Genomic DNA, 478 nt, shown 5'->3' with positions numbered 1-478 from the left:
ACACCATTTCTAGCCCCGAGCAACTAGAGAGCTTTGCAACAACCGGACAACTAAACTTCACCATTCCACTAGAACAAGTCCAATTGTGTTCGTTTGACCGCGTTAGGCTTTCCACGGTACGAGTGTTCTTAGAGGGTGAAAACTTACCTTATGGCAAGCAACTCAACTTACGAGTTTCCAGTTCGGGTAACTATTTAGACCGATATGAGAGCAAGGACTATCAGTTCAGTTCTAACCCTGTTTCACGCGCATTCTATTACCGCCTAGATGATCCAACAACCAACGATGTTAGCATCATCACCGATGGTGCCGTGGCGAATAAATTCGAATACGCCTACTTCCAACCTACTCCGTTTTCATCATGGAATGTCACACTCAACAACTTTGATAAAACCGAGCAAACGAACAACCAGTATCTAAAAGATATCGAACAGATTCGCGTCGAATTCTTAGGTAGCGGTATCCCTAATGGTAATAG

At 43.9% G+C, this 478-nt stretch carries 1 pseudogene; it reads left to right on the top strand.

Going from position 1 to position 478, the window contains the following annotated elements:
- Positions 1-478, top strand: a pseudogene (locus tag AB4512_RS23865) (hypothetical protein); the annotation flags it as partial.

Origin of the sequence: Vibrio sp. 10N.222.52.B7, from assembly GCF_041474275.1 — a bacterium.
Classification (GTDB): Bacteria; Pseudomonadota; Gammaproteobacteria; order Enterobacterales; family Vibrionaceae; genus Vibrio; species Vibrio crassostreae_C.
The sequence above is the reverse complement of the archived record's forward strand: the minus strand, read 5'-3'. Positions and strand labels throughout refer to the sequence as shown.